Source organism: Actinomadura sp. 3N407 (genome assembly GCF_052245875.1).
Lineage (GTDB): Bacteria > Actinomycetota > Actinomycetes > Streptosporangiales > Streptosporangiaceae > Spirillospora.
The window spans coordinates 24,054-48,916 of record NZ_JBQQBP010000026.1; the positions used below are offsets into that span (position 1 = coordinate 24,054).

General features: G+C 71.5%; 24 protein-coding genes. 14 read left to right on the plus strand and 10 right to left on the minus strand.

Annotated elements, in window-relative coordinates; translation table 11 throughout:
• Window positions 1-17: 17 nt before the first annotated feature.
• Window positions 18-953: a PDR/VanB family oxidoreductase gene (locus ACTWPP_RS39870; protein WP_443109657.1), complete on the minus strand. Its 936-nt coding sequence runs from the start codon at window positions 951-953 to the stop codon at window positions 18-20.
• A 360-nt stretch (window positions 954-1,313) separates the two neighbouring features.
• Between ACTWPP_RS39870 and ACTWPP_RS39875 the strand changes: the two genes are divergently transcribed.
• Window positions 1,314-2,780, plus strand: a complete 1,467-nt coding sequence (locus ACTWPP_RS39875; RefSeq protein WP_443109658.1) for a carboxylesterase/lipase family protein — start codon at window positions 1,314-1,316, stop codon at window positions 2,778-2,780.
• A gap of 234 nt (window positions 2,781-3,014) precedes the next feature.
• Window positions 3,015-3,371, plus strand: a complete 357-nt coding sequence (locus ACTWPP_RS39880) for an MmcQ/YjbR family DNA-binding protein (RefSeq protein ID WP_443109659.1) — start codon at window positions 3,015-3,017, stop codon at window positions 3,369-3,371.
• Window positions 3,372-3,740: 369 nt separating this feature from the next.
• Here the strand turns inward: ACTWPP_RS39880 and ACTWPP_RS39885 are convergent, their stop codons facing one another.
• The 4 genes from ACTWPP_RS39885 to ACTWPP_RS39900 form a co-directional block, all read right to left on the minus strand.
• Window positions 3,741-4,709 (minus strand): LysR family transcriptional regulator, encoded by a 969-nt coding sequence (locus tag ACTWPP_RS39885; RefSeq protein WP_443109660.1) that lies wholly within the window; start codon window positions 4,707-4,709, stop codon window positions 3,741-3,743.
• Between the two features lie 119 nt (window positions 4,710-4,828).
• Complete coding sequence (locus tag ACTWPP_RS39890) at window positions 4,829-5,788, minus strand: hypothetical protein (protein ID WP_443109661.1); 960 nt, start codon at window positions 5,786-5,788, stop codon at window positions 4,829-4,831.
• A 77-nt stretch (window positions 5,789-5,865) separates the two neighbouring features.
• Complete coding sequence (locus ACTWPP_RS39895; RefSeq protein ID WP_443109662.1) at window positions 5,866-5,994, minus strand: hypothetical protein; 129 nt, start codon at window positions 5,992-5,994, stop codon at window positions 5,866-5,868.
• A 30-nt stretch (window positions 5,995-6,024) separates the two neighbouring features.
• Complete coding sequence (locus ACTWPP_RS39900) at window positions 6,025-6,780, minus strand: alpha/beta hydrolase (RefSeq protein ID WP_443109663.1); 756 nt, start codon at window positions 6,778-6,780, stop codon at window positions 6,025-6,027.
• A gap of 332 nt (window positions 6,781-7,112) precedes the next feature.
• Here ACTWPP_RS39900 and ACTWPP_RS39905 point away from each other — a divergent pair, with 332 nt between their 5' ends.
• The 5 genes from ACTWPP_RS39905 (at window position 7,113) to ACTWPP_RS39925 (ending at window position 10,357) form a co-directional block, all read left to right on the plus strand.
• The gene (locus tag ACTWPP_RS39905; protein ID WP_443109664.1) at window positions 7,113-7,502 is read left to right on the plus strand and encodes a VOC family protein; all 390 of its coding nucleotides are present in this window, start codon (window positions 7,113-7,115) and stop codon (window positions 7,500-7,502) included.
• Window positions 7,439-8,128: a VOC family protein gene (locus ACTWPP_RS39910; protein ID WP_443109665.1), complete on the plus strand. Its 690-nt coding sequence runs from the start codon at window positions 7,439-7,441 to the stop codon at window positions 8,126-8,128. Before ACTWPP_RS39905 ends, ACTWPP_RS39910 begins: the two co-directional genes overlap by 64 nt.
• Window positions 8,129-8,207: 79 nt before the next feature.
• Complete coding sequence (locus ACTWPP_RS39915) at window positions 8,208-8,540, plus strand: hypothetical protein (protein ID WP_443109666.1); 333 nt, start codon at window positions 8,208-8,210, stop codon at window positions 8,538-8,540.
• Between the two features lie 55 nt (window positions 8,541-8,595).
• Complete coding sequence (locus ACTWPP_RS39920; protein WP_443109667.1) at window positions 8,596-9,249, plus strand: hypothetical protein; 654 nt, start codon at window positions 8,596-8,598, stop codon at window positions 9,247-9,249.
• 196 nt (window positions 9,250-9,445) lie between these two features.
• A complete protein-coding gene (locus ACTWPP_RS39925) occupies window positions 9,446-10,357 on the plus strand; it encodes an LLM class F420-dependent oxidoreductase (RefSeq protein ID WP_443109668.1) in 912 nt (303 codons plus the stop codon).
• Here ACTWPP_RS39925 and ACTWPP_RS39930 read toward each other — a convergent pair.
• Window positions 10,344-10,721, minus strand: a complete 378-nt coding sequence (locus ACTWPP_RS39930) for a VOC family protein (RefSeq protein WP_443109669.1) — start codon at window positions 10,719-10,721, stop codon at window positions 10,344-10,346. The genes ACTWPP_RS39925 and ACTWPP_RS39930 overlap by 14 nt on opposite strands.
• A complete protein-coding gene (locus ACTWPP_RS39935; protein WP_443109670.1) occupies window positions 10,718-11,362 on the minus strand; it encodes a TetR/AcrR family transcriptional regulator in 645 nt (214 codons plus the stop codon). Before ACTWPP_RS39935 ends, ACTWPP_RS39930 begins: the two co-directional genes overlap by 4 nt.
• 270 nt (window positions 11,363-11,632) lie before the next feature.
• On the opposite strand from ACTWPP_RS39935, the gene ACTWPP_RS39940 reads away from it, so the two are divergent.
• The 4 genes from ACTWPP_RS39940 (at window position 11,633) to ACTWPP_RS39955 (ending at window position 15,576) form a co-directional block, all read left to right on the plus strand.
• A complete protein-coding gene (locus tag ACTWPP_RS39940; RefSeq protein ID WP_443109671.1) occupies window positions 11,633-12,553 on the plus strand; it encodes an ABC transporter substrate-binding protein in 921 nt (306 codons plus the stop codon).
• Between the two features lie 484 nt (window positions 12,554-13,037).
• Window positions 13,038-14,096, plus strand: a complete 1,059-nt coding sequence (locus ACTWPP_RS39945; protein ID WP_443109672.1) for a FecCD family ABC transporter permease — start codon at window positions 13,038-13,040, stop codon at window positions 14,094-14,096.
• Entirely contained in the window at window positions 14,093-14,863 is a 771-nt protein-coding gene (locus ACTWPP_RS39950; RefSeq protein ID WP_443109673.1) for an ABC transporter ATP-binding protein, read from the plus strand. The genes ACTWPP_RS39945 and ACTWPP_RS39950 overlap by 4 nt, the downstream gene beginning before the upstream one ends.
• Entirely contained in the window at window positions 14,860-15,576 is a 717-nt protein-coding gene (locus ACTWPP_RS39955) for an adenosylcobinamide amidohydrolase (protein WP_443109674.1), read from the plus strand. Before ACTWPP_RS39950 ends, ACTWPP_RS39955 begins: the two co-directional genes overlap by 4 nt.
• Window positions 15,577-15,744: 168 nt before the next feature.
• On the opposite strand, the gene ACTWPP_RS39960 is transcribed toward ACTWPP_RS39955, so the two are convergent.
• Together ACTWPP_RS39960 and ACTWPP_RS39965 are read right to left on the minus strand one after the other, a co-directional pair.
• Window positions 15,745-17,205 carry a chromosome segregation ATPase gene (locus ACTWPP_RS39960; RefSeq protein WP_443109675.1) on the minus strand — a complete coding sequence of 487 codons (1,461 nt, stop codon included), beginning with the start codon at window positions 17,203-17,205 and terminating at the stop codon, window positions 15,745-15,747.
• Window positions 17,206-17,293: 88 nt separating this feature from the next.
• On the minus strand, window positions 17,294-18,841 hold the full coding sequence (locus ACTWPP_RS39965; RefSeq protein ID WP_443109676.1) for an AMP-binding protein: 1,548 nt from the start codon (window positions 18,839-18,841) through the stop codon (window positions 17,294-17,296).
• Window positions 18,842-19,067: 226 nt separating this feature from the next.
• On the opposite strand from ACTWPP_RS39965, the gene ACTWPP_RS39970 reads away from it, so the two are divergent.
• Both ACTWPP_RS39970 and ACTWPP_RS39975 read left to right on the plus strand, forming a co-directional pair.
• Complete coding sequence (locus ACTWPP_RS39970; protein ID WP_443109677.1) at window positions 19,068-21,143, plus strand: hypothetical protein; 2,076 nt, start codon at window positions 19,068-19,070, stop codon at window positions 21,141-21,143.
• Window positions 21,144-21,154: 11 nt separating this feature from the next.
• Complete coding sequence (locus ACTWPP_RS39975) at window positions 21,155-22,540, plus strand: extracellular solute-binding protein (protein ID WP_443109678.1); 1,386 nt, start codon at window positions 21,155-21,157, stop codon at window positions 22,538-22,540.
• Here ACTWPP_RS39975 and ACTWPP_RS39980 read toward each other — a convergent pair.
• The gene (locus ACTWPP_RS39980) at window positions 22,537-23,163 is read right to left on the minus strand and encodes a TetR/AcrR family transcriptional regulator (protein WP_443109679.1); all 627 of its coding nucleotides are present in this window, start codon (window positions 23,161-23,163) and stop codon (window positions 22,537-22,539) included. The genes ACTWPP_RS39975 and ACTWPP_RS39980 overlap by 4 nt on opposite strands.
• Before the next feature lie 78 nt (window positions 23,164-23,241).
• Here ACTWPP_RS39980 and ACTWPP_RS39985 point away from each other — a divergent pair, with 78 nt between their 5' ends.
• A complete protein-coding gene (locus tag ACTWPP_RS39985) occupies window positions 23,242-24,855 on the plus strand; it encodes a carboxyl transferase domain-containing protein (RefSeq protein WP_443109680.1) in 1,614 nt (537 codons plus the stop codon).
• The last annotated feature ends 8 nt before the right edge of the window (window positions 24,856-24,863 follow it).

Below are 24,863 nucleotides of genomic sequence, written 5' to 3' on the forward strand. Positions count from 1 at the left end.
ATCCGGCGCGGAACACCCTAGAGTTCGAGAACGAGACGTTGCCCGCGGGCACGGGAGACACAGATCATCATGAAGCCGCCGTCCACGCGCTCCTCCTCGGTCAGGACCGAGTCACGATGGTCGGGCTCGCCCTCCAGGACGGGCGTCTCACACGTCCCGCACGTCCCCTCACGGCAGGACGACAGGACGTTCACGCCCGCCTTCTCCACGGTCTCCAAGATCGAGCTCCCCGGTTCGACCTTCAGGGTGCGGCCGCTCATCGCGAGCTCGACCTCGAACGCCTCATCCGGACCGGTGACGGGTTTCGGGGCGAAACGCTCCGTGCGCAGCGCCCCGGGGACCAGGGCGGCGCATCGTTCCTCAGCCGCCGCGAGCATCGGCTCCGGTCCGCAGCAGTAGACCAGCGTGCCGGGCTCGGCCGCCGTCAGAGCACCGTCGAGGTCGAGCAGTCCGTACTCGTCCTGGGGACGGACGTCGACCCGATCCCCGTAGCCGGACACCTCGTCCACGAAGGCCATCGCGGCGCGCCGCCGTCCCCCGTACAGGAGCCGCCAGTCGGCCCCCGCCGCGTCGGCGGCGGCCACCATAGGCAGGATCGGCGTGATACCGATCCCGCCGGCGAGGAACAGGTAGCGGGACGCGTCCTCCAACGCGAAGTTGTTGCGCGGCCCACGCGTCACGAGCCTGTCCCCCGGACGGACCCGTTCGTGCACGACCGTCGAACCGGGCCCCTCCTTCAGCACGCCCACCCGCCACGTCCGCGAGTCGGCGGGGTCACCGCACAGCGAATACTGCCGGACGAGATCGTCGCCGAGCACGACGTCGATGTGCGCGCCGGGGCGCCAGGGCGGCAGGTCTCCCCCGCCTGCGGCACGCAGGGTCAAACCCACGACGCCGTCGGCGAGGTCCGTCCTGCCGTCGACGACGACCTCCGTCTCGGTTCCCGTGGTCACAGGCCCCCCACACTCGAACTCACGAACACCACCAACGACAAAGCCACGTCACCGTGGCGGCCACGCCACCGTGCCGAGCGCGGCCAAGCCGGCCCACCGCCCCAGAGCGGTACCCGCGTCCCATCTGCTCGGCCGCCCCACTGCCTTGGCCGTGTCTCAATGTCCAGCCGCTCCACGGCGGTTGCCCTGTCGCGATGCCGGGTGTCCGCAACAGCGGTCACTGCTGCGTTGTCACGACCATCGCCGGTGGTCTGGACGTCCGTCAGCACGGCTTCCATCGAGCGGAAGAACCGGTGTTCCGCGGTCACTCCCGCCGGGGAGGATCGCGGGCATGTGTTGTCGCCCCACGGCAGGTGGCCCATGACCGTCGAAGCCGTCACCGCGTCCGGCACGGTGAGCGGCGTCCGGGAGGACGGCCTCGCCGTCTTCCGCGGAATCCCGTTCGCCCGCCCACCCGTGGGCGCGCTGCGCTTCGCCGCGCCCGAGCCGCCGGAGCGGTGGGACGGCGTCCGCCCCGCCACCGCGTTCGGACCTCCCCCGCCACAATCGTCCGCACTCGCGCCGGGCATGCCGCACACGACCGGCGATGACTGGCTGACCTGCAACATCTGGACCCCGGACCCGGGCGCAGGCGGGCTGCCGGTGATGGTGTGGATCTACGGCGGCGCCTACATCATCGGGCACTCCTCCGACCCCGGCTACGACGGCGCCCTGCTGTCGCGCGAGGGCGGCGTCGTCGTGGTGACGTTCAACTACCGCGTGGCCATGGAAGGATTCGGACAGATCGAGGGCGCGCCCGCCAACCGCGGCCTCCTCGACCAGGTCGCCGCACTGACGTGGGTCCGCGACAACATCGCGGCGTTCGGCGGCGACCCGGGCGACGTCACGGTCTTCGGCGAGTCCGCCGGCGCGGGCTCGATCGCCGCCCTCCTGGCGATGCCGCGCGCGTCAGGGCTGTTCCACCGCGCGATCGCGCAGAGCGTTCCCGGCACGTTCTTCTCCACGGCCCTGGCGGACGACATCAGCGCCGCGATCTCCGCCGAAGCCGGTGTCCGTCCCGCTCGGCAGGCGCTCGCCGCGGTCACGCCCGACCGCCTGATGAAGGCCGTGGACGCCGTCGCCGCCACCATGGCGCGGCATTCGCGATGGGGACCGGTGGCGCACACCCCGACTCCGTTCTCCCCGGTCGTGGACGGCGACGTGCTGCCGCGAACCCCCTGGGAGGCGCTCGCCGCCGGAGCCGCCCGCGACATCCCGCTGATCACCGGGCACAACCGCGACGAATACCGGCTGTTCATCGCGATGGACGGCCTCCTCGGCCAGATCACCGACGACCGGGCGGCGACCGCCCTGCGCACCTTCGCCCCCGACCCGCAGGCCTACCGAGACGCCTTCCCCGGCGCCTCGGCGGAGACCCTCTACGAACTCGTCCACTCCGACTGGCTCTTCCGCATGCCGACAATTCACCTCGCCGAAGCGCAGGCCGCCGCGGGGGGCCGCGTGCACCTCTACAAACTGGCCTGGTCCACCCCCGCCCTCGGCGCCTGCCACGCCTTGGACGTCCCGCTGGTATGGGGCAACCTCGTGGGCGGCATAGCCGACCTGCTCATCGGCGACCGGACCGCCGCCGAGGAACTGTCGGGGAAGATTCGTCCCGCCTGGACGGGCTTCGCGACGTCCGGCGACCCGGGGTGGCCCGCCTACGAGCCGTCCCGGCGCCTCACCCACATCCTCGACACCCCTTCCGCCATCACCCCCTATCCGGAGGAGACGTCGCGCGTGCTCTGGGCGGACCACACGTTCGCCGCGCTCGCCCTCACCTCCTGACCAGTCCTGGGACGGACGCGGCCCCACGCTTCCCAGGGCCGCGTCCGTCCCGTCTGGCCGGTAACGCCATCGCGCCGGTCAATCACCGTCTCGGCAAGCCCGCCCTGGGTCACCTCCTACCAGAACACCAGTTCGCGCCTATGATTGCCGAACGCATGGAGGGCCACCGGGCCCGCCGGGGGTGACGTGGCGTCGCTGGGAGCACGCGGGGCCACGGCTTCGGGAGGACAGCGCATGAGCGACATGGACGCGCACTCACAAATACGGGACATCTGTCTGTCATTGCCGGAGGTGACGGAGAAGCCATTCGGCGGGCACACCGCTCCCTCCTACCGGATCCGCGACAAGCTGTTCGTGATGACCAGCGAGGACGGCCTCTCAATGACGTTCAAGGCCGGCCCGGGAGTGCAGGAAGCTCTCGTCGCGGAAACCCCTGAGCGCTTCTTCGTCCCAAAGTACGTGGGCAGCCGAGGATGGGTGGGCGCTCGCCTCGACGTAGACCATGACTGGGACGAAATGGCCGAGCTCATCGAGGACAGTTATCGCCTCATCGCACCAAAACGCCTGGTCAACCTCCTCGATCGCCAGTAGTGCACAACGCCCGTCTTCCCCGTCCGCGCACGGGCGGACCCTCCTCGCCGCAATGCGGGAAGGCCAAGGGGTCGGCATCCTCTCCGCCCCTCACCAAGCTTCCCGGCACAGGGATCACCCGAACGGGACACAGTCGCCCCGGAGACCCCCCGTCCACATCACCACCCCGTCGACCTCGTTGGATCGGTGTGGCGGTGATCGCGGTCTGCAGCCGAGATCAACAATGCTGTGGCCGGGCCGCTCGTGTCACACCTGCCGTTGACTTCCAACCGTTTGCCTGCCATGAGGTGGTCGGCATCGGCCAGTCGAGTCACCCTGGCTACGGGGGGTCGGCAAGTCGTGTCGGCAGCGTGCTGCCGGTAACGACCGTCAGCGTCGGGTGTGTTCGATGTCTCCGTCGCTGCGGCGTGGTTTCGTTGCCCAGGATGGGAGCCAGGCTGTCTCGGGGAGCGGTGGCAGGCTTCCGAAATGGTTGATGATTCCCTGGAGTCCTGGGTGTGGATTCGTTCTCGGGAGGATGAGCGAGAGCGGGTACGCGAGCGTCGGATTCACGATCGGGATGCGGCGTAGGTCGTAGTTCGTCGGCCAGATGTACCGGTCGCGCGCGCCTACGAGGGTGGCCACGTCTGCGGAGTCCGCGAGGATGTCCTGAAGTACCTCGGTGCCGGAGTTCGGGCCTGCGGCGTCGATGCGGAGGTCGAAGTCGGTGGCGAGCTGATCGTAGAACTCCGCCCATTCGCTTCGCGGCGCGATACCCGGCACCCAGATCCGATGCCGGCGCAGCTGGGGTGGTGTCAGTGTTCGTGCGGAGGCGAGCGGATGTCTCGGGCCGACGAGGAGTTCCAGCCGAGAGTCGAACGCGTGGATCATTCGCGTGTCGCGCGGCAGCGTGGCCGGGTCGGTGACCGTGCGGAACGAGGCGTCGATATCGCCTGCTTGGACGGCGGCGACCGCCAGGCGCGGATCGTTGACCCTTAGGGTCACCACGTCGAGGTCGGTTTCGGGATGCGACCGCCAATATTCGTGCAGGATGACGGCCTGCGCGGATCGCAGGCCGAGAACGTCGATCCGGAGGGCCCGCGAGCCCGGTCTGATCGCGGTGATGGCGCGATCGACACCTGTGATGATGTTCCGGGCGTGCGGGAGGAAGGCCTGGCCGTCGAGTGTCAGCTCGACCCCTCGGGTGGTGCGGGTGAACAACCGGACGTCGAGTTTGCGCTCGAGGGCTGCGATCCGCTTCGACACGGCCTGTTGCGTCACGCCGAGCTCGTCGGCCGCGTGTTGCAGCTGTCCGAGCTCGGCCGCGCGGACGAACGATCGCACCGCCTCGGTATCCATCGATCCAGCTTATGCATGCTCAACTGAACGTTGTGGCTTGCCGAGAGCCGGTTGTTCGATCCCGGTGCGGCTGGTGCGATTCAGATCTACGCCCGGTCCGAGCGGGCGGTGGGGTGCGGTCAGCGTTGACGGCGCCGGAGGGTGGCCAGGCGGGCGGCTATGTGGTCCATGGTGACGTCATCGGGTCTCCAGCCTCGTTCTTGGAGAGCTGTCAGGAGGACCTCCAGGTAGGGCGCGGGACGATATAAGAAGTGCTTGGTGACAGGGATGATCTCCCACCCCCTCTCCTTGGCGAGCCAGTCCCGGCGGCGCGCATCGTGGGCGCGGTCCTCTGAATCGGTGTGATGACGTTCGCCGTCATACTCGAGGCCGACGCGAAATTCCGGGTAGCCGAGATCGACATAGAGCCGCCGCCCGCGGGGACCCATCACCGGCACCTGGGTGTGCGGGCGCAAGAACCCGGTTCTCATGACGGCGACACGCGTCCAGCTCTCACCCGGGGAGGCCGCGCCCCGATCGCCGAGACGAATGATCTCGCGCAGCCGCTTGTTGCCGCGATATCCCCGCAGAGTGCGCGCCATCGTGGTCAGTTCATCAGCGCTCACTCCTCGCCGGAGGAACTGGTCCAGTGCGGCGACCGCCTCATAGCGAGGGAGCCAGCGGGCGCAATCCAGAGCCGTCCGGGTCAGGGACGTGATGCGTGCACCGGCCTCCTCCACCACGTGGGTGCCCGGAAGTTCCACGGCGTCGGACCTGATGCGTTGGGTCGCTGACGGGTCGGGTGGGGGCAGTGGCGAGTTGAGCGGTGGCGCTGACGGGTTGAGTGCGGTGATGGTTGCGGGAGTTATGAGTTCGACGCCCCAGTCGGCCTCGTCCACTCCCGGAGGCAAGACGTCGAGGCCCCAGATCCATGCGGCGGTGCGGCGCGCGACGACTACGTCCTCCGGCAGGAGCCTGCTGAGCGCGGCGGCTCGTGCTGCGAGCGAGGAGCCTTTGACGGGGACGAAGTAGACGCCGGGCCCGACGGGAATGATCGAGTCGGCGGTCGTTCGCTTCCAGGTGAGGCTGAATCCGTCCATGCGCACCGATGATGCTCGTCCTGCCGGCTGCTCGGAGCGCGGCCGCCACAATGTGGATAACTTAGAATCACCGCAGCTCAGAGGGGCAGGGCCTTCTGCCGGAACGCCGCGGCGGCTCCGACGACGCAGCCGACGTACCAGGAGGAGACCGCGGAGCCGCGCATGCGGCGGAAACCACGACGAATCCAGTGGACGGTGGTCGCCAAGTCGGCGAGGCGGCGAACTCGGTCAGACCATCACTTGCCGACGGCGACCGCCGCCCAATCACCAATGCGCTTGATCAAGCCAGGTGTGGCGGCCACTTCCGCATGCCCGAACGCAGGCTCAACCCACAATTCCCGTGGATCGCGCGCCGCCTCGTACAACTGCCGGCCATGTTCGAGCGGGAAGAACGGATCGGCGTCCCCATGGACGACCAGCAGTGGTACCGGGGCGATCCGTCCGATGACCTCGTGCGGTGCCTCTGGCACGGGATCCCACCCGCCGGGGGCGATTCGGGTGCCACGGGCCAGTCGCACGGCAAGCCGTCCGACGCGCCGTTCGATCGCCCAGTGCACGCGCCGCATCGGCACCGTGTCGCGGTAGTACCAGCGGGCCGGCGCGCTGACCGAGACCACTGCGTCCACCCCACCGTGCAGCGCCGCATGCCGGACAACGACCGCACCGCCCATGGAGAAGCCTGTGACGGCTATCCGCTTGTATCCCCTGCGGCGCGCCGCCATGACCGCCGCATCGACGTCGAGCACCTCCCGGTCACCGACGGTGGAACGTCCGCCGGACCTGCCGTGGCCGCGGAAGTCCAGCCCCATGACCCCGCCGTGCCTGTGGAGGGCACCGGCGATCCGGCGCAGCGTGGGCTGACGCCACGAGCACGTGAAGCCGTGTGCCAGGACGAAGCAGAGATCGCCGCCGCCCCGCAGATGACCTGCGTCGATCCGGACGTCGTCGGCGGTGTAGAGCGTGAGAGCTTCGGGAGTCACCACGGTCTCCATGATCGGGCATGGCCCTCGGCGATCAGCCGGTGGCTCCCGTCGATGTGTCCGGCCGTACCGCAGTCGTGGCCAGGGAAACGCCCTCGGACATCAAGATCACCAATGATCTCTCGAAATTTCTCGGCCCCGACCCGTCGGAGAAGCCGCCCGTCGAACGATGGAGGGGTATGAACCACCCGGGACGACTTCAGCCCGACCCGGGGCAGCGCTGCTCGATCTGTACGACGAGGCGTTGCTGGTGAGGGCAAGGGCCGCGTTCCGGCACGCCTACACCGATCACTGTTCCCCAGGGAAACGGATCCCCGGACACCGCAGCAGAAAGGAGGGCCACGATGACTGATCCACTGGAGGCTCTCCGCGCACCGGTCGTCCCGGTCGAGCCGGACCCGACCTTCGAGGCGCGGCTGCGTGAACGCTTGCGGCGCGCGCTGCTGCAACCGACAGGAGAAACGATGGCCACGACCACCGCCCAGGAAACGCCCGCCCAGGTGGGCACGCTCACCCCGTACCTCTGCGTCGACGACGGACGGCACGCCCTGCGCTGGTACGCCGAAGCGTTCGGCGCGGAAGTCCGCGGCGAGCCGGTCATGATGGACGACGGACGCGTCGGCCACGCGGAACTGGCGCTGGGCGACTCCATCCTGATGCTCGCCGACGAATGGCCCGAACTGGGACTCCTCGGCCCCAGGCGCGCGGCGGCCCCAGCCAGTCGCTCTACCTGAAGGTCCCCGACGTCGACGTGGCCTTCTCCCGCGCCGTCGAACTCGGCGCCGCCCCCGAACGCCCCGTGGCCGACCACCCGTACGGCCGCAACGGCGTCGTCACGGACCCGTTCGGACACCGCTGGATGATCACGACACCGCCCGCGCCCGCACCTTCACGGCTGCGCGAGGGCGACGTCGGGTACGCCTCGATCTGGGTCCCCGACGTCGAACGCGCCGCGACGTTCTACGGAACCGTTCTCGGCTGGCACTCCGTTCCCGGAAGCGGCTCGTCCGCCCGCCAGGTCGAGGGCCTGCCCGAGCAGCACATCGGCATGTTCGGCGGTCAGGAGCACCGCACCGCCTACCTGGCCTTCGCCGTCGAGGACGTCCACGAGACCCTCGACCGGATCCGCGACACGGGCGGTCAGGCCGAAGCACCGACAGAAGAACCGTACGGCCTGTCCGCCATGTGCACGGACGACCAGGGCATGAGCTTCTCGATCTACCAGCCCCCGGAAAGCACCAGCCCCGCCGAACGCAGACTCGCGGAAACCACCGGCGTCACCCCCCACCACGGCGAGGGCGGGTCTTCTCCCATAACCGCTCCCACGGGCCCCGGACAACTTCGCCGCTCGATGGGCTGAACGGAGGGGCACGGGGTAGGTAGTCGGATGTGGCTGCAGGGCTGGTTGATCGACGGGCTCGGGCGTCAGGTTGGCTGGTATGGACAGCGAAAACCGTGCGCTTCGGGTGAAGCCGCGCGGCAGCAGTCTCAAAGCGGACGACCGCGCCGCCGCGTTGCCCGACGGTCCCGCGCACGGTGAACCACGCGCTGAGCGCAAGCGTGGGCCCGAGGAGTACGCGCGTCAGGCGATGGTCTCCTCGGCGCAAGCCCATGACCGGGCTGCGATGATGCTGGAACGGATGGCCATCGCTCACCCGGACGAGGCCGAATCGCATTTGCAGTCGGCCACCCGCCACCGCGTGTGGGCCGAGAACGACCGGAAACTCGCGGAAGAGTACGGCGCCCGTGGCGGCCGCCCGGACGGCTTGTGATTGGGCCCGTCTGCGTCGCAGGGTGAGGTGAGCGCAGCTCAGCGGAGGATGGAAGATGACCGTCGATCGGGAAACTTTGGAAACGGCTCGGCGTTCGTTGCACGGGGTTGCCGAACACGTGCTCGCCGGGCCCCAGTACCGGCAGAACGGGACGATTCGGCTGAGGGTGACCGACGGCGGATTCGGGACCGTTCAGGAGCCGGCACTGCGGGTGAACAGGACGGAGTTGGTGGCAGGTGACCGAAAGATCCCGATGAACGGTGCCACCTGCAGGGAACTCGCCGCGGCGGCGGGCATCGAGGCAGGAGGCGCGGAGGACCTCTACAAGGACGGCAGCGGTGTCGGCCTGGACGACACCCTTGGCATTGACGCGGAGGCCGCGCAGCACATCGGGGAGTTCTTCGGCCGGGGCCTTGAAGCGCTGACAAGGTTCGCACCGGAAATCACGCCGGTGCTGTGGCCGGAACACTTCGATCTGGGCATAAGCCTCGACGAGGTCAACTACGGGGTGTCCGTGGGGGACGCCTTCCTGGACGAGCCGTATGCGTATGTCGGGCCGTGGGAGCCACGTCATGGGGCATTCTGGAACACCCCCTTCGGGGCGGCACGCCCAGGACGTCTGCTGCCCGGCGCCACGGAAATGCTCGACTTCTTCGTGGAGGCAAGAGACCGAGCCGCCCGCGACCAGGTTCGCCGTGAACACCCCTGACCCCACAGCCACCCGCGACCAAGCATGCCGCCCCTGACCCATAAGGCGTTCGTGACGGGCTTGCCCCGCTGCTTGGGGCTCGCTGTCACCGGTCATGGCGCACACGTTCGGGGGACGGGTTCTTGTGCTGCGCGCTGGCGGGCGGCGCATTGGGGGTGTGTAAGGATCGGGTGAAATCGGTGACTAGGAGGTCGTTGTGCGTCTTGGTGTTCTACTGACTGAACGCGGCGGGCCCGATGCGCTCGGCAAGCTGGCGGAGGATGTGCGGCGCGCCGCGGACGACGGCTTCTCCTCGGCGTGGATGTCGCAGATCTTCGGGGTGGACGCGCTGTCCGCGCTGGCCGTGGCCGGGGGCGGGGTGCCGGGCATCGAGCTGGGGACCGCGGTGGTGCCGACGTATCCGCGGCATCCGGCCGTGATGGCGCAGCAGGCGAGGACGACGGCGCTGGCGCTTCAGGGGCGGCTCACGCTCGGCATCGGGCTGTCGCACAAGATCGTCATCGAGGACATGTACGGGTACGACTTCGGGCGGCCGCTGCGCCACATGGACGAGTACCTGTCGGTTCTGCTGCCGTTGCTGGCCGGGGAGAACGCGTCGTTCAAAGGCGAGACCGTGCAGGGCAACGTCGGGCTGAGCGTCCCGAACGAGGGACGGGTGCCCGTGCTGCTCGCGGCGCTGGGGCCGAAGATGCTGAAGCTGGCGGCGGAGCGGGCGGAGGGGACGGTGCTGTGGATGACCGGCGCCGCCACCATCCGCGAGCACATCGCGCCGACCATCACGGCGGCGGCCAAGGCGGCGGGGCGGCCGGAACCACGGATCGTTTGCGCACTCCCCGTGTGCGTCACGGACGATGCCGAGCGCGTGCGGGAGCAGGCGGGCGAGACGTTCGAGATGTACGGGATGCTGCCGTCCTACCGGGCGATGATGGACCGCGAAGGGGTGGACGGTCCGGCGGACCTGGCCGTCGTCGGGAACGAGGACACGGTCGCGGCGAAGCTGGAGGAGTTGTCTGAGGCGGGCGCCACCGATTTCGTCGCCGCGGAGTTCATACCGGGCGAGGGCCGCGGCCGGACCAGGGAGTTCCTCAAGTCCTTCAAGGCGAGATGAGTTCGTAGAGGTTGCCGCCGGCGTCGGAGAAGTAGACCCCGCGGCCACCGTGCGGATGGGATTGGTCGATTCGTCCGTTGTCGGCGTGGGCGGGTCCGTCACCGTAGGGGATTTCGCGGGCGTCGAGGCGTTCGACGGCCGTGTCGAAGGTGACGGCGTCCACGTCGAAGGCGAGGTGGTGGCCTTGCGGGTGTGCGACGGTCAGGAAGTCGAGGGTGAGTGCCTCGTTCACCCGGATCGGCACGAAATGCGGTGCCTCCGGGTGCGGGCCGGTGTACTCCAGGCCCATGACGGCGGCGAAGAAGCGGGCGGCCTCGTCGTTGTCGGCGGCCGTCACGATGGTGTGGTTGAGCGTGATCGTCATTCGGTGCTTCCTTCCTTGAGGGCGCCGTGCAGGAAGACGTCCAGGTACTCCTCCACGGACGCCGGCGTGCCGGGTCCGGCGGGGGGACGGGACCGCGCGAACACCAGGCCCATGAACAGGTCCGCCACCCGCTCGACGGGCAGGCGCAGCCGGTCACGTTCCGGCTCGAACAGCGCGGCCAGCGCGTCGCGAGTCCGGTTCATGGCGGTGTTTCGGTCGACGCCGGGGTCGGCGGGTCCGCCGTGGGGGGCGCCTCCGTCGCGGACGGGTGGGCGCCGTCCGGGACGGCCGGTGGCGTGGAGGGCGCCGATGACCGTGCCCATGCGGGCGAGGTAGGCCTCGATCGCGGCGCTCGCCTCGGCCAGGCGGGCGGGCAGCGGCTGGTCCAGCGGGATCGCCGCGATCCCGGCCAGGACGTGGTCCGCGCGCAGCGCCTCGGCGACGCAGGCGTCCAGCAGTTCGTCCTTGTCGGTGAACACGCGGAAGATCGTCGCTTCGCCGATGCCCGCGGCACGGGCTATCTGGCCGGTGGTCACGGCCGCCCCGTGCTCGGCGACCAGCGGCAACGCGATGTGGACGATCATTTCGCGGCGTTCCCCGGGGCTCATTCCCGGGGCTCGCCGGCGACTCTTCGCGGGCATGTCCGGCATCGTACGGAGTGAGTACTCACTCCGTCAATGAGTGAGTACTCACTCCGATAGCGGGACGGGTCCGGATTCGGTGCCTGATACCGTTGCGATGCTGCGCGCCTGGAGCGAAGTCCGGTGTGAACCCGGCGCTGTCCCGCAACTGTGGTGCCCTCTCGAAGTGGCCGAGCCAGGTCGCCTCCTCGCGCGCCGACGATTCTCGACCTCGTGGAAGGGCGATCCGTCATGAGCGGGCCGCGGCTTCCCTGCAGCCAGGAGGCTCTTGTGAGACCCGTACGTACCCTCGGCGCGATGATGGCGATCGCCGCCGTCACGTTCGCGGCCGGATGCGGTGGCGGCGACGGCAAGACCGGCGACGCGGCGTCCGGCGGGAAGTCCGTCACCGTCCAGGCCGCCAACGGCGCGGTGACCGTCCCGGCCAAGCCCAAGCGGATCGTGTCGCTCTCCCCCACCCACACCGAGACGCTGTTCGCGATCGGCGCCGGGCCGCAGGTGGTGGCCGTGGACGACTACTCCAACCATCCGCCCGACGCGCCGCGGACGAAGCTGTCGGGGTTCAAGCCGAACGCCGAGGCGGTCATCGCGTACAAGCCCGACCTCGTCGTCGTGTCCGACGACCTGAACGGCATCGTCAAGTCGCTCGAGAAGGTCAAGATCCCCGTCCTGCTGGAGCCCGCGGTGACCAAGCTGGACGAGGCCTACGACGAGATCAACGACCTCGGGCAGGCCACCGGGCACGCCGCCGAGGCCAAGAAGCTCACCGACGACATGCGGGCGAGCATCCGGCGGACGGTCGCCGCATCGTCCAAGGCCAAGGGCCTCAGCTACTACCACGAGCTCGACAACCAACTGCACTCCGTGACGTCCGGGACGTTCGTCGGCCAGGTGTACGGGCTGTTCGGCCTCCGCAACATCGCCGACGAGGCGGACGAGGCGAGCGGCGAGTACCCGCAGCTGTCCCGCGAGTACCTCCTCAAGGAGGACCCCGACCTGATCTTCCTGGCCGACACCAAGTGCTGCGGCCAGAGCGCAGCCACCCTCGCCGAGCGCCCCGGCTGGTCGGATCTGGACGCGGTCAAGAACAAGGGCGTGGTCGAGCTCGACGACGACATCGCGTCCCGCTGGGGTCCCCGCCTGCCGGAGTTCGTCAGGGTGATCGGTGACGCGGTGCAGAAGGTCCAGTGATCACTGCCCTGATGGACGCCCGCCCGTGAGTCCCCGTCCCCGCCGGGGCCACCGTTCCCCGGACGTCCCGGCCGACGCGCAAGACCGGGCCGGGACGTCCCCGGGCGTCGATGAGGAGGCACCGGACGTCGCTGGGACGTCCGGAGAGGTCCGACCCGCATCCGAGGGCGGGCCGGCCGCGCCCGCGGGCCTTTCGACGGCGGGCACCGACGAGCACGAACGCCCCACCGGACCCGGCGGGCGCCAAACGGAAACGAGTGCGGGTGAGCACGAACGTCCCGCCGGGCAACGTGGGCGCCTAGCGGAATCGGGTGTGGAGGAGCGGGGTCGCCCGGCGGCGGGGAAGCTCGGCCGGGTTCCGGGATCGGCGGCGAACGGGCGTCTTGCGGGTGGTGAGCACGGGGCCCGTCTCCGGGAGGTGGTGGCCGGACGTCCCGCGGGTGGGGCGCGCGGGGGCTCGGGGCTCTGGCGGGGGTGGGGCGTGATGGCGCGGAAGGGGTTGCCGCAGCCGGCGGGGCAGGCCAGGTTGCGGCCGGTGTCGCTTGTGCTGGCGGTCGTGCTGCTGGCCGCGACGCTGCTGGCCGGGGTGCTGGTGGGGGCGGCGGGGCTGCCCGTCGGCGGGGTGCTGAAGGCGCTGGCCGACCGGATCCCGTTCGTGCACATCGACTCGGGGCTCAGCGTCATCGACGAGAACGTGCTGTTCGAGTTGCGGTTGCCGAGGGCGCTGATGGCGGCGCTGGTCGGCGGGATGCTCGCCATGGCGGGCGCCGGATATCAGGGCGTGTTCCGCAATCCGCTCGCCGATCCGTATCTGCTGGGCGCCGCGGCGGGCGCCGGGGTCGGCGCGACGATGGTGATCGTGCTGCTGCCGGGCGACCCGGGGTACGCGGTGCCGCTCGCCGCGTTCGTGGGCGCGATCGGCGGCGTGTTCCTGGCGTACGCGCTGGGCAGCACGGCGGGACGCGGGAACGGGGCGGCGACGCTGGTGCTGGCCGGGGTCGCGGTGTCGTCGTTCCTGGCGGCGGTGCAGACGTTCCTGCAGCAGCTGAAGGCGGAGGAGCTGCAGCGGATCTTCTCGTGGCTGCTCGGCGGGGTCGGGTCGGCCGACTGGCGTCAGCTCGCGCTGATCGCCCCGTACTCGCTGGTGTCGACGGTGGTCCTGCTCGCGCACGGCCGGCTGCTGGACGTGCTCAGCGTCGGGGACGAGGAGGCGGCGTCGCTGGGCCTGTCGGCGGCGCGGGTGCGGCTGACGGTGCTGGTCGCGGCGTCGCTGGCGACGGCGTGCGCGGTCGCGGTGAGCGGGCTGATCGGGTTCGTGGGGATCGTGGTGCCGCATGTGGTGCGGCGGCTGGCGGGCGGCTCGTACCGGGTCGTGCTGCCGCTGTCGCTGCTGGGCGGCGCGGCGTTCCTGGAGGTCGCGGACCTGGTGGCGCGGACGGTGATCGAGCCGGCAGAGCTTCCGCTGGGTGTCGTGACGGCGTTCGTCGGCGGGCCGTTCTTCGTCGCGGTGCTGCGCGCGAGCCGCAGGCAGGTGGAGACGTGACGGTGCGGGTGCGGGGCCTGGACGTGGCGCTGGGCGGGCGGCCCGTGCTGAAGGGGGTGTCGCTCAACGTCCCGGCCGGGTCGTGGACGGCGATCATCGGGCCGAACGGGGCGGGGAAGTCGACGCTGCTGCGCGCGGTCCTCGGACTGGTGCCGTCGCACGGTGAGATCACCGTGGCGGGCGCGGACCTGGGGACGCTGAAGCCGAGGCAGCGGGCCCGGCTGATCGCCTACGCGCCGCAGAGCCCGAACCTCCCGGTGGGGATGACGGTGTTCGACTACACGCTGCTCGGAAGGTCCCCGTACATCCCGCATCTGGGCCGGGAGAGCGCGCGGGACCGGGCCATCACCGCGGAGGTCCTCGACCGGCTGGACCTGACCGGCTTCGCGACCCGTCCCCTGGACCATCTCTCCGGCGGTGAGCGGCAGCGGGTGGTGCTGGCGCGGGCGCTGGCGCAGCAGACGTCGGTGCTGCTGCTGGACGAGCCGACCACGGCGCTCGACATCGGCCACCAGCAGCAGGTGATGGAGCTGGTCGACCAGCTGCGGCTGTCCGACGAGCTGACCGTGGTGACGACGATCCACGATCTGACGCTGGCGGCGCAGTACGCCGACGACCTGGTCCTCATCTCCGGCGGACGGGTCGCCGCCGCGGGTGAACCCACGCGGGTCCTCACGCGTTCCGCCGTCGAGGCGCACTTCGACGCGCGCGTGCATGTCACCAGCGGCCCCGGCGGCCGGCCGATCCTGTCGTTGGAGCGTCCTTGAGAGTCGAGACGGTGTGGCGTGAGGAGGACGGGGCGCGGCTCGCCTCGACCGTGTGGCGGGCGGGACCCGGGCACCGGATGATCGCGTCGGCGATGCTGGGCGGCGGGATCGGCCCGGCCCGGTGGGTACTGAACGCGCAGGTCGCGGGCGGCTACTCGCGCACCGACCCGGTCGTCCATCTGAAGGAGCTCGCCGGGTCGTACGGGCTGGACGGGCCGGGCGTCGGGATGCTCACGGCGGCGTCGGTGTCCCGCACCATGCGGCGGGACGACGAGGGCGTGAGCGTCTCGGCGACGGTGGGGCTGCGGGTGCCGACGTGGGCGGCCTCCCCCGCCGGGACGCCCGATCCCGAACTGGCGCCGGTCCGCCTGGACGGGGCTTCTCCGCCCGCGTGGACCCCGGGGACCGTGAACATCGTCGTCGCCGTGCCCGTCCCGTTGAGCGACGCGGCGCTGGTGAACGCGGTCGTCACCGTCACCGAGGCCAAAACGCAGGCGCTCCTCGAAGCGGGATACCCGTGCACGGGCACCGCGTCCGACGCCGTCTGCGTCGCGGCGGCGGCGGGCGGCGGAGCGTCGGAACCGTTCGCGGGTCCCCGTTCCATGTGGGGTTCCCGGATCGCCCGCACCGTGCACGCCGCCGTCCATGCCGGCGCCCTCGACTACACCTCCCATCTGCAGACCCGGACCCCGAATCTGAAGCGGCCGGGCTAGCGCCGGCCCCGACGCCGGCCGACCGGTAAGCACCCGTCCCACCGGCACGGGCTGGACGAGCACCGGCCGCCGTACCACCCCGGTGCGATACGGCGGCCGGTTCAGGGCCAGTGCAGTGTGGGGAAGGGCCTCACCTCCTCGCGGTGCGTCGATCGGCCGGCATGACGGTCAGCCGGCGTGGGGAAGGCGATGTCCGTTGTGCTGCCCCGCGCGCTTCCTGGGGTCGGTGGCGAGCGGGTCGCCGCCGTCCAGGGACGATCCGTTGACCTGCGGCACGGGATGCAGTCCGGTCGGCGGCTCCCGGTCGACGATCGGGCGGGGGCCGCCGTCCCGGGGCCCTTCGGCGAGGCCGGTGAGGGCGTCGACCCGGCGGCGGGCGCGTTCGGCTTCGGCGCGGGCCGCGTCGCGTTCGGCGGTCAGCGCCTTCACCGCGGCGCGCAGTTCCTCGGCGGCGCGCGACAGCTGCCAGTTGTGCTGTTCGAACTCGCGTGCCCGCGCCTGGATCTGGTCGCGGTCGGCGACTGCCTGGCCGCGTTTGGCCTCGGCGTCGCGGACGGCGGAGCGCAGGTCGTCGGCGGTGCGTTTGGCCGCGTCGGCCTCGACGCGCTGCCCTTCGACGAGGGTCTCGGCCTCCGACAGCCGCCCGTGCAGGGAGACGAGCTCCGCGCGGGCGCTCTCCAGCGAGGCGAGCAGCTCGCCCTCGCGGGAGGCGACGCGGTCGCGTTCGCGTTCGGCGGCGAGGCGGGCGGCGACCGCGCCTTCGGCCTCGACCTTGGCCTCCTGGCATTCGCGCCTGGCGTCGTCGCGTTCGGCGGTGAGTCGATCGGCCCGGGTGCGGGCGGACGCGGCCTCCTGCTCGGCGGCGTCGGCGCGGGCGCGTGCGGTGGCGGTCTCCCGCCAGGCGACCTCGGCCTGCTGCTGGGACGCGTCGCGTTCCCGCTGCGCGATCGCGATGTGCCCGGCGGCGTCGGCGTGGGCGTCGGCGACCCGCCGTTCGACGCCGGCGACGCTCAGCTCGGACATCAGGGAGCCGGCGAGCCGGTCGGCGGCGCCCTCCAGCCGCTCGACCATCTCCCACGCCCAGGCGACCTGACCGGTGAGCCCCGGGGACTGCCGGCCGCGCTCACGGTTCTCCCGTGCGGACCGCTCGCATTCCCCGTCGTTGTCATGGCAGTAGCGGACGGTGCGGGCGCCGCGCACCGGCTGCGGCACGGGCCGTCCGCAGCCGGCGCACGGCCAGACCGCGACCGGGTCACCGAGGCGTGCGATCCCGGCGCGGTGGTCATCGTCGTCCGGCGTCGGCCCGTGAGCACCGAAACCGGGGGCGGTCTGCGCGGCCGCCGACGCGGCCTGGAACGCCGCCGCGGTGTCGGCGAACGACTGCGCGGCGTCCGGGGCCTGCGCCGGGGCGGGTTCACCGGCCTGTCCGGTACGGGACGCGGGGTCCGCGCCTGCCGCGCGGTCCGCACCGGGCGCGGGGTCCACGCGGGCGTCGCCGCGGGACGCGGAGTCCGCGGAGGCGGCCGCCTCGGCGTAGGCGGCGGGGTCGGTGATGACGGGAAGGTCGGTCTTCGTCGGGGCAGGGGTCGGGGCGACGTCGTCGAGGGGGGCGACCTTCTGGTCTTTCATGTGCCGTTGTACGCAGGAACCGCCGGGGGCGTTCGACGTTCACGGCAACGAGTTCGGAGAAGCGCTCCCGACGGCCCTCCGGGCGCGTTCAGCCGGTGTGTTCCCCCAGGTAGTCCTCCCGCACGCGGCGCCGGCTGAGTTTGCCGGAGGGGGTGCGCGGCAGCGATTCGCGGAACTCGACGCGGCGCGGATGCTTCAGTTTCGCCAGCCGGGGCTCGCAGTGCGCGAGCAGTTCCGCGGCGAGGCCGTCGCCGGCGACGGCGTCCTCGGCGGGTTCCACGAGGGCGATGGCGGTCTGCCCCCAGTCGTCGTCCGGGACGCCGATGACGGCGACGTCGCCGACCGCCGGGTGCTGCAGCAGGGCGTTCTCGATCTCGGCCGGGTAGATGTTCACGCCGCCGGAGATGATGAGGTCGGTGCGGCGGTCGCTCATGTAGAGCCAGCCGTCCTCGTCGAGGTGGCCGAGGTCGCCGGGGGTGTAGAAGTCGCCGCGCATGGCGGACGCGGTCTTCTCCGGGTCGTCGTGGTATTCGAATCCGGGCTGGCCGCTCGCGTAGATGAGGCCGGTCTCCCCCGGCGGCAGTTCGGCGCCCTCCGGGTCGAGGATCTTGATCTGGACGCCGTCGACCGCGCACCCGACCGTGCCGGGGTGGGCGAGCCACTGTTCCGGGGTGGCGACGACGACGGGGCCGCTCTCGGTGGAGCCGTAGTACTCGTAGAGGACGGGCCCCCACCAGTCCATCATCCGCTGCTTGGTCGCGGCGGGGATGGGCGCGGCACTGTGGTACACCTGCCGCAGCGTCGACAGGTCGTAGCGCGCCCGGACCTCGTCCGGCAGCGCGAGCATGCGGTGGAACATCGTCGGCACCATGAACGAGTTCGTCACGCCGTGCCGCTGGATCAGCTCAAGGGTCTGCTCGGGCCGGAAGTGCGACGCGACCACGACGGCGTGGCCGAGGTTGAGCGACATCAACGCGTGGACGCACGGCGCGGAGTGGTAGAGCGGCCCGACGGCGAGGTGGACCTCGTCGCCGGGTTCGAGGCCGAGGTACCGCATCAGCGTCTGCCGCATGAGGTCGAGCACCATCTCCGGCGGGATGTCGAACAGCGGCCGCTGGACGCCCTTCGGCCGGCCCGTCGTCCCGGACGTGTAGAGCATGATCGAGCCCATCTGCCGCTTGCCGGGCGGATCGGCGCTGCCCGTGGCGGACAGCCCGGCCATCGGGCGGTAGCCCTCGGCGGGGTCGACGCTCACGCGTCCTTCGGCGGGGATGCCCGCCTCGTCGGCCGCACCCGCCACGACGTCGGCGAACGCGCCTTCGGTCACGACGGCCTTGGCGCCGCTGTCGGACAGGATGTATCCCACCTCGGGCGCGGTCAGGTGACGGCTCACGGGGACGAGGTACAGGCCCGACTGCATCGTGGCGAGCAGGACGGTGAGGAACTCGGGCCGGTTGCCGAGCACGGTCGCCAGCGAATCGCCGGGGCGCAGCCCGAGGCCGCCCAGCGCGTTCGACAGGCGATTCACCTCGGCGTGCAGTTCGCCGTAGGACATCGGTTCGCCGGGGGCCAGCACGGCTGGGCGGTCCGGATGGTTCTGTGCGATCTCGTAGAAGCCGACGCCCTCGACGCCCATGCGGCACTCCTCTGTCCGGGGTCAGATGGCCGGGTGACCTTTGGTACATCTGACCTAGGCCGCGATGGCCACGTCAAGGACGTGGCCGGTCCACGTGCGGAGGCGGCGGCCGGATCGGCCGATCCAGGTCAGCGGTTTTCCTGACCTTGCTCATCCGCGCAAATATCATGGAGAGTCAGATTCCGGGGAGCCGGCTGGTCGAGACCGACACGGCGATGGGACCTGCATGACTGATTCCGGCGGCGGGGGAAAGGGGTCCGCGCCGTGGCCGCTGGCGCTCATCCCCGGCGTGTCGTCCGGCGTCATCGTCACCGTGGCGATGAAGTACGTCTACGCGTTCGCGTGGTTGAGGACGCTGGTCACGGCCGCCGTGACGCTGCTGGCGATCGTGCTGCTGGGCTGGCTCGTCACCCGGCCGCCGGTGATCGGCGCGGCGAGGCGGTTCTCGCGGAGGCTGCCGAGGAAGGGTGTGACGGTCGTCGCGGGCGGCGCCGCCGGAGCCTCGCTGATGGCGCTGGTCCTGCTCGCGGGCGTCGGCGTCCAGCGGCTGGTGGAGCGCACCGGTTCGTGTGAGCAGCCGCTGGAGCTGCGGGTCCTGACCACGCCGGAGACGCTCACGCCGCTGCGCGCCGCCGCGGCCGAGTTCGAGAACGACAGCGAGGACCGCGGCTGCCGCCAGTACAGCGTCACCGTCGTCCCGCAGGCGGGACCCGTCACGCTGTACGACGGGTTCAGGCTGCTGTGGCGGCGCAGCGAGCCCGCCGACGCGCGGCACGCGGACGGCGAGCAGCTGTTCGGCCCGCAGCCCGACATCTGGATCCCGGCGTCGACGGCGGAGTACGACTTCATCCCGAAGGGCCCGGGCCAGGTCGCCTCCGCCGCGCGGGCGAGCGGCGCGGCGGCGGGAGCGGACGGCACGGGCGACCCGAAGTTCCGGCACCGTGGTTCGCTCGGGTCGTCGCCGCTGGTTCTAGCGCTGTTCACCGGCGCCCACGGGTCCGTCGCCGACCCGATCGCGGCGCCGATCGCGCCGAGCACGGCCGAATTGCTGAACCGCGTCAGGGACGCGGGCGTGCGGCTGCGCGCGATCGCCCGTCCCGTCCCCGAGACGTCGTCGGCGGCGCTGGCCGTCACGCCCGCGCTGTACGACGCGAGGGCGGGCGGCGACGCGGAGGACGAGCGGTTCGCCGAGCCCGCCGACCTGGTCGCGCCGGACGCGGTGTCGCTGCTGTGCCGGTTCCGTGAACGCGCCGCCGCGCAGGACTCCGACCCCCCGGACGACATCGCCGTCGCCGTCCCCGAGCAGGTGCTGCACGACTACGACATGGGGCGGCCGCTCGGCGACCGCTGCGGTGCCGTCGACCCCGACTCCGCCCCGTACGCGAAATGGCGCCTGCATCCCTACTACGCCACGGACCTGCCGACGCTCGACTACCCGTTCGTCCAGGTGCGGTGGCGCGGGCAGGACACCATGGAGCGCGACGCGGCGGTCACCGCCTTCCGCCGCTGGCTGGACGGCCATCCCCTCACCCTGCAGGGCTTCCGGGACGACCGGGGAGTCGTCCCGCCCGCACTTGAGGGCGACACCCGGCACTTCTATCTGTCGCGGCTCCAGGGCGTCGTGGGCAACCGCGTGATGCCGGCGGTCGTCGGTTTGACGCCGCCGAAGGGCGTGCAGGAGACGCTGGACCGCATCGGTGCGGCCCGCCCGAGGATCTCGGTGTCGCTGATGCTGGACGTGTCCGGGTCGATGGGCGGTGCCGCCCGGGCGCGCGGCGGCGCACGCCTCGCCCGCGGCGCGTCGTTCCTGCGGAACCTGGTGGCGCAGCTGCAGAGCAACGACCGCGCCAGCCTCCAGGTGTCGTCGTCGACGGCTTCGCCGAGCGACCCCGAGACGTTCGGGAACGTTCCCCAGGACGCGGCGTCCCCCGACCACAAGAACGCGATCACCAGCCGTCTGCAGGCGGTCGCGTCCGCGGGGGCCGACCGTCCGCTCATCGACGCGATCGCCGCGGCCGACCTCGGGCCGGGCCGCCCGAACCTCGTCCTCGTCACCGACGGGCAGAGCCCCGCGACCAATCCCCGCCTCGCCTCGCGGGCCGAGTGGCTGTCCGGTGAGTTCCGCGAGCGGCATCCGGATCTGCGGCTGACCGTGGTGTTGACGGGCCCGGCGACCTGCGGGTCCTCACCCGTCAAGGAGATCGTGGACGCGCTCGCCCCGCAGGGCGGCGCGGGATGCGTGACGCTGACCGGCGCCCCCGAGGTGGAACAGGCCGCCGAGCTGCTGTCGGAGCTGAGATGACGGAGCCTTCCATGACGGGGTCTTCGATGAGCACCGGGGGGCGGCGGCGATCCCTGCCGGGCGGACGGGCGGCGTGGATCAGCGCCCTCTGCGGCGCGGTGCTGATACTGCTCGCCTGGCTGGGCATCGTGGTCCTGTGGCCGGACCCTTCGTATCCGTCGATGGCGGCCGACTGCGACCGCGGGGAGCTGTTCGTCGTCGGCGGCACGGACGTCAGCCTGAAGAACCAGCGGCGGGCGCTGATCCGGCAGTGGAACGAGGGACGTTACGCGGACGGCCGCCCGCACCCGCACGCCACGCTCGTGGAGGTGTCGGAGTCCACCGATCTGCAGCACAGCCAGATCAAGGCCGTCGTGGAATCGGGAGGCTGCGCCTACGACGTCCTCATCATGGACAACACGTGGACGGCGCAGTTCGCCGACGCCGGCTACCTGCGTCCCCTCGAAGGCATCGACGGCCTGGACGACTTCTTCCCCGCCGCGCTGCGCACGGGCGAATGGGACGGCGAGCAGTACGCCGTCCCGTTCAACGTGGACGTCGGTCTCCTCTACCACCACGAGGGCGTGACGCCGCCGGCGGCGTGGCCCGGGCTGCTGGGCTCCGGTATCGCGATGCAGCTGTCCGACTACGAGGGCCTGACCGTCAACGCGCTGGAGGCGGTGTGGAACGACGGCGGCGGAGGCCTGCTCAGCGGCGAGGACCGTCCGGACGTGGAGGAACTGCGGGACGAGGTGTATCCGGCGCTCGCGCGGCTGGCCCCGCACGCGCGGGGCTCGCTGGCCGCGTCGCGGCGGTACGGGGAGCGGGAGAGCATCGAGGCGTTCGCGTCCGGGACCGGGCTGATGCGCAACTGGCCGTACGTGTTCTCGGCGCTGGCGACCGAGCCGCGGATGCGCGACGGCGACCGGCTGCGGTTCGGGGTGGCGGCGCTGCCCGGCCGTACCGTGCTCGGCGGGCAGAACCTCGCGGTGTCCGCGCACTCCCCCAATCCCGGGGACGCCGCCGATCTCGTGGAGTTCCTGAGCGGGACGCGGAGCCAGCGCCTGCTGTTCTCGTGCGGCGGCTTCGCGCCCGGACGGTACTCGGCGCTCGGGCTGACGCCGGAGCGCGACTCCCCCGCCGATGTGCGGGTGCGGGCGTGCTCGTCCCTCACCGGGGAGCCGCCCGGCCCCGGTGAGACCGAGCTGCCCGACCGGGAGCAGCTCACCCAGCTGGGACGTGCCGTGGTGACCGCGCTCGGCCGCGCCGAGCCCCGTCCGGTGACGCCGCACTACAGCACGTTCTCCAGCACGTTCCGCGGCTGCGTCCAGAAGATCTTCGACCGGGCCGGGGCGGACGCCGAGTCGTTCGCCGGGGCCGTCGACGACTCCCTGGACGGCCGCGCCGCCTCCTGCTAGGCGGCGCCGTCGGGCCGGGCGGCGCCGTCGAGGGCGGAGCGGGCCATGGTGTGCAGGAGGTCGCCCATCGCGTCGCGGCCGAGCCCGGCGGCGCTGCGCGGGGTGGAGTTGAGCAGGCCGAAGCACGCGTGGACGGCCGCGCGCGTCCGGTCGTCGGGCAGGCCGGGGCTCAGGCGGCGCAGGACGGCGACCCATTCCTCCACGTAGGCGCGCTGCAGCCGGCGGATCCGGTGGCGCCCCGGCTCGGGGACGTTGTCGAGTTCCCGTTCGTGGACGGTGATCAGCGCGGGGTTGTCGAGGGCGAACGCGATGTGCCAGCGCAGCAGCGCGTCCAGGGCGCGGGCCGGGTCGGGGCCGGCGGCGCGGCGGACGCCCTCGGCGAGCAGCCGTTCGCTGATGTCGAGGAGCATCTCGGCGAGGACGGCCTCTTTGCCGCTGAAGTGCCGGTACAGGGCGGGGCCGGTGAGCCCGACGGCCCGCCCGAGGTCGCCGATGGACGCCCCGTGGTAGCCGCGGCGCGCGAACAGCTCGGCGGCGGCGCCGAGGATCTCGGCCCGGCGCGGGTTGGGCGGGCCTGCCGGGGCATCGGGCCCGGGGGCCGCCTCGGCGGGGTGGGACGTCATGGCGGACAGTCTAGACTAGAGTTGTTAATGGCTATTAACATCGGCTTTGTTAACGATCGTTAACCGGGAAGGGGGGTCATGAGCGGACCCGAGATCGGCTCCCGCGCCGACGTGACGGGCGAGGCGTTCAAGGCGAGCGCCGCGCACAACGAGGCCCTCGTCGCGGAGCTGCGCGACCGCGTCGACCGGGCCGGGCGCGGTGGTCCCGAGCGGGCCCGCGAGCGCCATGCCGCGCGCGGCAAGCTGCTCCCCCGCGACCGGGTCGACACGCTCCTCGACCCCGGCTCGCCCTTCCTGGAACTGTCGCCGCTGGCCGCGAACGGCATGTACGGGGACGAGGCGCCCGGCGCCGGGATCATCACCGGGGTCGGGCGGATCTCCGGCCGCGAGTGCGTCGTCGTCGCCAACGACGCCACCGTCAAGGGCGGCACCTACTACCCCGTCACGGTGAAGAAGCACCTGCGCGCCCAGGAGGTGGCGCTGCACAACCGCCTCCCCTGCGTCTACCTGGTCGACTCCGGCGGCGCGTTCCTGCCCCGCCAGGACGAGGTGTTCCCCGACCGCGAGCACTTCGGCCGCATCTTCTACAACCAGGCCACGATGTCGGGGCTGGGCATCCCGCAGATCGCGGCGGTGATGGGCTCGTGCACGGCGGGCGGCGCGTACGTCCCGGCGATGAGCGACGAGGCCGTCATCGTCCGGAACCAGGGGACGATCTTCCTGGGCGGGCCGCCGCTGGTGAAGGCCGCCACCGGCGAGGTCGTCACGGCCGAGGAGCTGGGCGGCGGCGAACTGCACTCCCGCACGTCCGGCGTCACCGACCATCTCGCCGAGGACGACCCGCACGCGCTGCGGACCGTCCGCGACATCGTCGCCACGCTCGGGCCGCGCGAGCCGCGCCCGTGGGACGTCGCGCCGTCCGAGGAACCGGCCGTGGACCCGGCGGAACTGTACGGGGTCGTCCCGCCCGACCCGCGCACCCCCTACGACGTGCGCGAGGTCATCGCCCGCATCGTGGACGGCAGCCGCTTCCAGGAGTTCAAGAAGGAGTACGGGCCCACGCTCGTCACCGGCTTCGCCCGCGTTCACGGGCACCCGGTGGGGATCGTCGCCAACAACGGCATCCTGTTCGGCGAGTCGGCGCAGAAGGGCGCGCACTTCATCGAGCTGTGCGACCGGCGCAGCGTCCCGCTGGTGTTCCTGCAGAACATCACCGGGTTCATGGTCGGGCGCGAATACGAGGCGGGCGGCATCGCCAAGCACGGCGCCAAGATGGTCACCGCCGTCGCCTGCGCCCGCGTCCCGAAGTTCACCGTCGTCATCGGCGGCTCTTTCGGCGCGGGGAACTACGCGATGTGCGGCCGGGCGTACTCGCCGCGCTTCCTGTGGATGTGGCCGAACGCCCGCATCTCCGTGATGGGGGGCGAGCAGGCGGCGAGCGTCCTCGCCACGGTCCGCCGCGACCAGATGGAGGCGCGCGGCGAGGAGTGGCCGGCGCGGGACGAGGAAGACTTCAAGGCACCGATCCGCGAGCAGTACGAGGCTCAGGGGAACCCGTACTACTCGACGGCGCGGCTGTGGGACGACGGTGTGATCGACCCGCTCGACACCCGGCGCGTGCTGGGGCTCGGGCTGTCGGTCGCGGCCAACGCACCGCTGGAGCCGGTCGGCTACGGCGTCTTCCGGATGTGAGGGTGTTG